The organism is 'Camptotheca acuminata' phytoplasma (assembly GCF_041276565.1).
Taxonomy (GTDB): domain Bacteria; phylum Bacillota_I; class Bacilli_A; order Acholeplasmatales; family Acholeplasmataceae; genus Phytoplasma.
In genome coordinates this window covers 35,623-43,486 of record NZ_JBGGGR010000023.1, presented here as the reverse complement: position 1 = coordinate 43,486, position 7,864 = coordinate 35,623, and the positions used below count along the sequence as shown (strand labels likewise).

The following is a 7,864-nucleotide window of genomic DNA, read 5'->3' as shown; positions in this document are numbered from 1 at the left end:
CCGCTTCCTGATTTTCCTAAAATAAAAACAATCCCTGTGTTAGGTAATTGAAACGAAATATCTTTTAAAATATCCGTACGATAACCTAATTTAGATGTGTAACTTTTATTTAAATTGATTATATTAAACATAAAGACCCTTATATTGCCGAATTTATTATACAGAAATGAATTAAAAAATAATATAAATATATTATATCAATTTTATTATCCAACAAAGATAAAATAACGTATATTAATTCAATGCATATTAAAAAATTATTCTATTTTATATAATAAAAAAAGTATTGAATAAATTATATATAAAAAAACAAGTTTAACATATATAATGTTTCAACTTGTTTTTTTGATAAAATAAATTAATTTTAAAAAAATAATTTTTATACGAATAAAATAATCATTAATATATTATTTAAAAGTTTCAATATTAAATATAATATATTTCAAAAAATCATTTTATTCTAAATTATTAAATACTTTTTGACCGTTTTCTGTAATAGAGAATTTTGTATTAATCATATCAACTTCTAAACGTGCTACATGTTCGCCTGTTTTATCTTTTCTTATTATTTTAATTTCGTTAGCTTGATTATTTGTTTCAACGAATATACTTCCTTCTAAATCAAATGCTTTAGATTCATTGCGCCATGTTAATAATTTCAAAAGATTCACTACCACAGGACGTTGAACGTCTGTTTGAATTTCTTCTAAGGAATAATAATGACGATTAATATTTCTTCCTTCTTTAGAAGATTCTAATAATTCAATATCATTTTGGCCAGCTAGTATTCCTACATAATAAACTTGTGGAATACCTGGTGCAAATATTTGGAAAATACGACTCAATAAATAAGCAGTATCATCGTTTCCTAAAGCGGAATAATAAGTAGTGTTAATTTGATAAATATCTAAATTATTATATAAATTAGAAGAATAAATTTTTTTAACTTTAGCTCCTACTTTATATAATTTTTCAGAAGTATAATCAATCTCTTCATCTGTCAAAATATCACGAGCGTCAACTATTCCTATACCGTCATGCGTATCTAAAGTAGTAAATTGTCTCATAGGAGATTTTCTTAACCAATCTGCTAAACGTTCAGTATTTTTTGAATATATTGTATAAAGAACTATTAAAGGTAAAGCAAAATCATAAACAAAATAACCATGATTACTAATTTTATTCGCGATAGAATAATGTTCGTGAATTTCAGGTAAAAGTTCTATTTCGAAAGGTTTTAAAATCTCATTTACTTCTTTTAAAGAATCCCATATATCAGGTTCGACAAAAAAACAATTAGTACCTGCTTTTTTACCAATATATGCGAAAGCATCTAAACGTAATAAACTTAAACCATGTTTAGCCATGCTTATTAAAGTTTCTTTGATAAATTCTTTAGCGACAGAATCTTTCACGTTGATATCAATTTGATTTTCATCAAAAGTATTCCAAAGATATTCTTGGGTTCCATCTTCAAACTTGATAGGTTGAATAGGAACTTTATCTTTACGTTTATAAATTAAATCAACATCTTCTTGAGTAGGTCTATTTTTACCATATTGACTCCAAAATTTTTCCCAACGAATAAAAAAATTTTTATACTTAGAATTATCATGATTTTTTTGGAAATCTTTATACATTACAGATTCACGAGAAATATGATTGATCATAAAATCAAACATTAAATAATATTTTTTGCTTAATTCTTCAACATCTTGCCAATTCCCAAAAGCAGGATCAACGATACTATAATCTGATGTAGCAAAACCACGATCACTTGTAGAAGGAAAGAAAGGCAATATATGAATCCCTCCGATAGCGTCACCAAAATATTTATTTATAATTTTAGTTAAATCTTGAATATTTTTACCTAACGAATCAGGATAAGTAATTAACATTACTTTATTTTGAATTTTCATTAATAATTTTTCCTTATATCTTAGTTTATAATTAATTTTTTATTAATTATATCCACCATCTCAGTATATTATAAATTGTTTTTTTAAAAAATGATTTTTATATAATATAAATATGAAATTATATTTGAATTAATATTTCATCAAAGCTTCATGATTGGAAACAATTTTTTTAATACCATATTTTTTATCAAAAACTATAGATAAAACATCTTTGTTATGAGCGACAATTAAACCTACTCCAAATATTTTATGTTTTATTTTTTCACCTATTGTAAAAATATTTTGTGTCTTTTGTTCTTTCTTAAAAGAATGCAACAAATTACGACCCAAAAATTTTTTTTGAGGAAATAATTTCATTTCTTTTAAAAACGATATCGGTTCTGTTTGTATAGATGAACCCTGTAAAAATCTTTTTTTAGCGCTTGTAATGTATAAAATTTCTTTAGCTCTTGTGATCGCTACGTAAGAAATTCTTCTTTCTTCTTTGATATTCTCTGGATCATCTTTACGGTCTTTTAAAAAAAAATTTTGTTCCCAACCGATGGAAAAGACAACTTTAAATTCTAATCCTTTAACTTTGTGTATAGTAGACATAAAAACTTTATTTGGTTGTTCTTCTTCTTCGTCATATTGAGATAAAGAAATTTTATTTAATAATATATTTAATTTTTCTAAAAAAGAACCTTCTTTGTTTTCTTTATTTTCATTAACAAAAATTTTTTGTAAATTATCTAATTGTTTACGTATTTTATGATCGTTTTTTTCTTTATTCTCTTCTAAAAGTTCTACATAATGAATATGTTGATCTATTAAAAAAATAACATTGTCTAAATTACATTTATTTTCATCAAAGAAATCTTTTTGTAAATCTTGAAATAATTTTTTAAAATTATCTATAATTTTTTTATCTTTATCATCATGTGGTAAAAATTCGATTGCTTCAAAAAAAGAAACTTGATTTTCGTTAGCTATTTTTTCTAATTTTTGTATTTTTTTAGCCCCTATTTTACGAGGTGGCATATTAATAATTCTTTTTAAATCTAAATCATTTTTAGGATTAATAAGTGTTTTTATATAAGATATAAAATCTTTAACAGTTTTTGTTTGAAAAAAAGATAAAGTATTTTTTATCATATAAGGAATATTTTTAATAATAAAACTATTTTCAATAGATTTATGTAAGATATTCATTCTATATAAAACTGCTATATCTGAAAAATTATAATTTTGACTGTAAACTAATTTTTGAATTTGTTGAGAAATAAAACTAGACTCTTTTTCGTTGTCCATAAATTCTTTATAAATAACTTGTTCTCCTGGCAGAGAATTATTTTTTAAAAAATTTTGGAAATAATTATTTTTTTGATTATAATTATAACTAATTAAAAGATTGGCTTTATCTAAAATATTTTGTGTAGAACGATAATTATGATTTAAAGAAATAGTTTGTGATTTGAAATCTCTCAGAAACAAATTATTACACAAAATATTAGCTCCTCTAAAGCTATATATATTTTGGTTAGGATCACCTACAACAAAAACGGTATTATTCTGTCCTAGGATTTTGATTATTTGATATTGGATTAAATCAATATCTTGAAATTCATCTATCAAAATATGCTGAAATGTTTTATTATAAAAAGAAGTTACAGCTGAATTATGCTTAGTTAATAATTTATAAGTATAAACAATCAAATCTTCGAAATCTAATTGATTTGTTTTTTTTAAATATTCATTATATTTATTAAAAATTTTGGTTTCTTCAAAAATTAAAATTATCTTATTTTTTCTATAACGAGAAAACCATTCTTCATTTTGCATTGTTCGATCTAATTCATTTAAAATTTGAATTTCTATATCTGAATATTTTTTTTTCGAAAATGTCTTTTTCAAGTAATCCACTTGATAAATGTCTTTACTTAAATTTAATTCTTTAACAGCATTTTTAATAATTTGTTTAGATTCTTTTTCGCCTACTATATTAAAGTAACTATTCAAATTCAAAGAAAGATCGGAAATATATTTTCTTAAAATACTTGCTCCTAAAGAATGAAAAGTTGTAATAGTTAAATTAGAAAATTGACTATTTTCAAAAAAATTGGCTAATCTGTCTTTCATTTCTCTAGCAGCGTTGTTAGTAAAAGTGATCGCTAAAATATTTTTTGTATCTATTTTTAAATCGCGTGTTAAATGAATTATTCTGTTGATCAATGTGGTTGTTTTTCCTGTGCCTGCTCCCGCGTGAAGATAAACAGCTTTTTTTTGAGACATAACAGCCTTTAATTGATTTTTATTTAAACTGTTGAGCCATTCTTTTTTCATTTTTAAAATCCCTTTGTTTTTTTTTGGCATTTTTATTTTGGATAATATTAAATTCTAGAATTGAATTTTATTTTCCGAAAATAAAACTTTTATTGATTTTTGCTTTCTAATACTTTGGAAGCGACTTCTGTAAAGAATAAAAAATCTTCTGTTTTTAAAGAACTATTTCCTGCTAAAACACCATCTATTTCTTTTTGTGTTAAAAAAGATTCTATATTATAAACGTTAGTTGAACCGCCATATATAATTCTTACTGATTGAGATATTTTTTCAGAAAACAATAAAGCTATTTTACAGCGAACACCGGCGATAATTTGATTAGCTTCTTCAGGATTAACACTTTTTCCTGTTCCGATAGCCCAAAAAGGTTCATAAGCGATTATAATTTTTTCCATATGTTCTGAAGGAACATTAGCTAAAATTTTTTCTAATTGTTCGTTTAAAACTTCTTTAGTTCTATTTTCGTTTTTAACTGTAATATCTTCTCCTATACAAACAATAGGATAAATATTCAGTTTTAAAAGTTGTAAAAGTTTTAAATTAACCATTTCATCTGTTTCATTGAAATAAATTCTTCTTTCACAATGACCTAATAAAACATATTTGATTCCTAATAATTGGATACTAAGAGGAGAATTTTCACCTGTAAAAGCGCCTTCGTTTTTATGAAAAACGTTTTGAGCACCAATTCTTAAATTTTTACCTTCTATTTGAGTTAAAGAATCTAACAAAATTGTTTGAGGAAAAATGATAGTTTCAATTTTTTTTCTGTCAGGCACTTTATTATTTATTTGATAAACAAAATTTAACGCTTCGTCTTTGTGTTTATTCATTTTCCAATTTCCAGCAATAATAATTTTTTTCATTTCGTAATTTCCTTTTTTCATTATAATAAATAAAATCCGTTTTATTGACGTAAAATTATTTATTTTTTAAAAATATTTTTTATTTATATATTTATTTTTTGAATGTTTTTTTATCTAACAAATATCCAAAAATTAACTATAAGATGACTTAAATCGGCAGTATTTATCCAAAATAAATATTATTTTATTGTAGATTTTAAAATTTAAAATATTATTATAATTATCAACTACTAACAAATAAAAAATCCTCCTAATTATAAAAAAATTACAATATATTTCAATAATGTATTTTTTTTATAATTACATTTTTAAAAAGTTATATAAACCAATTCTAAATTCCATATAAAATTACTTCAATAACCATATTCTTTCTTTTTTAAGCTTAAATAATTGTTCTATCAAATAACAAATTTTTTATTCTATTTTTTTATCATTATCTCATTTTAAATATAAAATTTTATATTTAAAATAATAATTAATCTTTAAATATATTTAATTCTTCTTTAAGAATATTATATTTGTTTTTTGTAAAATGATACTAAATTATTTTCAAATGAAATATTTTATTAAAAATAAATTTTGATAAAACTAATTTATTTTATCATATTTTTATTATATTTAAAATTTTATCAATTTGCAAAAATATTTTTATTTTTAAATAATATTTATCGTCAAAAAACTATTTATTATTCAATTTAAAGAAAAAAATTTCACTTATAATAATAATTTTCGATAAACAAACAAATAAACGATATTGAAAATTTTATTTTCGTTCTTTTTTTATTTAAAAATTAAAACTATATCTTTCTATTTTAATTAAAAAAAATAAATTCAAGAAATTATATTTAAAAAAAGTAATAATTTCTTGAATTTAAATATTGATAACAGAAAAAAATACATTCCAAAAAGTCATTTGAGTAAATCTATTTTATTAATTGAAAAAATATTTTCATAACTCTTTTTTTAGTATATCGAATTATTTTAATTTAAATTCTAACTTATTGATTTTTTGTTTTAATTTGAGTGATTTTTTTTGATTTTGTTGATATCGTTCTTCAGAATCTTTTATTTTAGCTTTTTCTTCTTTTAACAAATTTATTTCTTTAACAAGGTTATAAATATCCATAAATGAAATATATTTTTCCCTTTGATTAAATTGTTGTATATCATTATGTATTTCGTTATACAATGTAGAACTATTATACAACTTATCATTTAAAGAATTCAGTTTGTTTTGTTCTTGTTGCAAATTTTCTTCTGTTCTTTTAATCTCTTTTTGTATATAATCGAAATATAATTTATAAATGTCTGAATCAATAGCTTTTTGGTTATCTAACTCATTCGGCGACAACGACCTTTGAGATGTTTCTAAATTTTCATCAACTTCATTAAATAAAATTGACATTTCGGAATCTTCAGAAATATAATTGTCTCTTTCGTTCGAAAAAGATTTTAATTCATTAAACGATAAATTATTTTGTTCCGGAATAACTTGATAATTTACTAAAGACGACACAAGTATTTTTTTTAAATCTTCGTTTTCTTTTTTATTAGTTGAAATTTTGGTATAAATATCTGATTTTATTTTTTGTATTTCGTCTTTTCTTTCGTCTATATTCATTATTTGGCACAAAAATTTTTTTTCTTTTTCAGAAAATTCATGAAATAAGTTTTCTTTACGTAATAATTCTTTTGTTTTGAAAACTATTTTTTCATCTAAATTATGTAATTGAGTTGTCCAAAAATTCTTATTTATTTCGAATTCATTTATTTCTTTTTTTAATCTTGTTTTTTTCTCTTTCAATTGTGTTAATTTTAAAATTGATTCGTCCATTTCTGATTTTTTATTAATATTTCTTTGTATATCTCTGGTGGATGACTTATGATTATTTATAACTAAAGAGAAAAAAATAAACAATAAAGCGATTAACATAAAAAATAAGATCAATAATGTAATTTTTTGAAACGAAAAAAAATGACTTTTTTGACATTTTTTTGGTTTTATATCTTTCGTAAGCATTTTAAAATTCCTTTTTTTAAAAAGTTGTTTTTTAAAAATATTCACAAATAAAAAAAATATTTTATTTTTTTAAAAAAAATACAATACAACAAAAGAATCTATATTTGTTATTTTTTAAAATTTTTTTATAACCAAAATCCAAAATAAATAAAAATATTTTTTGAAATAAAACTTCTTATTTAAGTCATTTTTATTCTATATCACAGAATATTTTGTTATCTAAAATTGAGTCTATATATTGAGTCCATATTATGTTCTTTTTTAGTCGTTTTTGTTTTTAAATAATAAAACAGTTTTTTAACTTTTGAAAATAAATTTTTAATTATTTCTAATTATTTATTTCGAACTAATCCTATTTTTTCGTTTAAAACAATATTAAAAAGGATATTTTTGTTTTGTTACAAAAGCCAAAAGATAAAATTCACAATTAAGAAAAATTTTCAATAATTTATTTTATCAACAAAAAAAAGAAAATCTCTTAATTGATTTATTTGAAATATTCAAATTTTTCATAATAAAAATATTATGAAAAATTTTCCATTTGTTATTATACTGTTTTTTCCCAATTTTAAACAAAATATATTGAAACTTTGTTTAATAATTATTTATTTTTCAAAATGAAAACTTTATAAAGTATTCCATAAGTCTAAAGAAAAGAAACAAATTTATCCTAAAAAATTTGTTATTTAGGCTTTTTTACTCATAAATTTCAAAAAAAAAAAAAAAAAACAAATTGT

4 protein-coding genes are annotated in these 7,864 nt (G+C 21.1%); all 4 read right to left on the bottom strand.

From position 1 onward, the window contains the following. Nucleotides 1-455 precede the first annotated feature (455 nt). Nucleotides 456-1,919, bottom strand: coding sequence for a sucrose phosphorylase (gtfA, locus tag AB6A63_RS01870; RefSeq protein ID WP_370430998.1), 1,464 nt, complete (start codon nucleotides 1,917-1,919; stop codon nucleotides 456-458). A gap of 129 nt (nucleotides 1,920-2,048) precedes the next feature. Continuing rightward, complete coding sequence (locus AB6A63_RS01865; RefSeq protein ID WP_370430997.1) at nucleotides 2,049-4,241, bottom strand: ATP-dependent helicase; 2,193 nt, start codon at nucleotides 4,239-4,241, stop codon at nucleotides 2,049-2,051. Nucleotides 4,242-4,330: 89 nt separating this feature from the next. Further along, nucleotides 4,331-5,128, bottom strand: coding sequence for a triose-phosphate isomerase (gene tpiA / locus AB6A63_RS01860; RefSeq protein WP_370430996.1), 798 nt, complete (start codon nucleotides 5,126-5,128; stop codon nucleotides 4,331-4,333). 955 nt (nucleotides 5,129-6,083) lie between these two features. After that, complete coding sequence (locus AB6A63_RS01855) at nucleotides 6,084-7,127, bottom strand: hypothetical protein (protein ID WP_370430995.1); 1,044 nt, start codon at nucleotides 7,125-7,127, stop codon at nucleotides 6,084-6,086. Nucleotides 7,128-7,864: the final 737 nt, after the last annotated feature.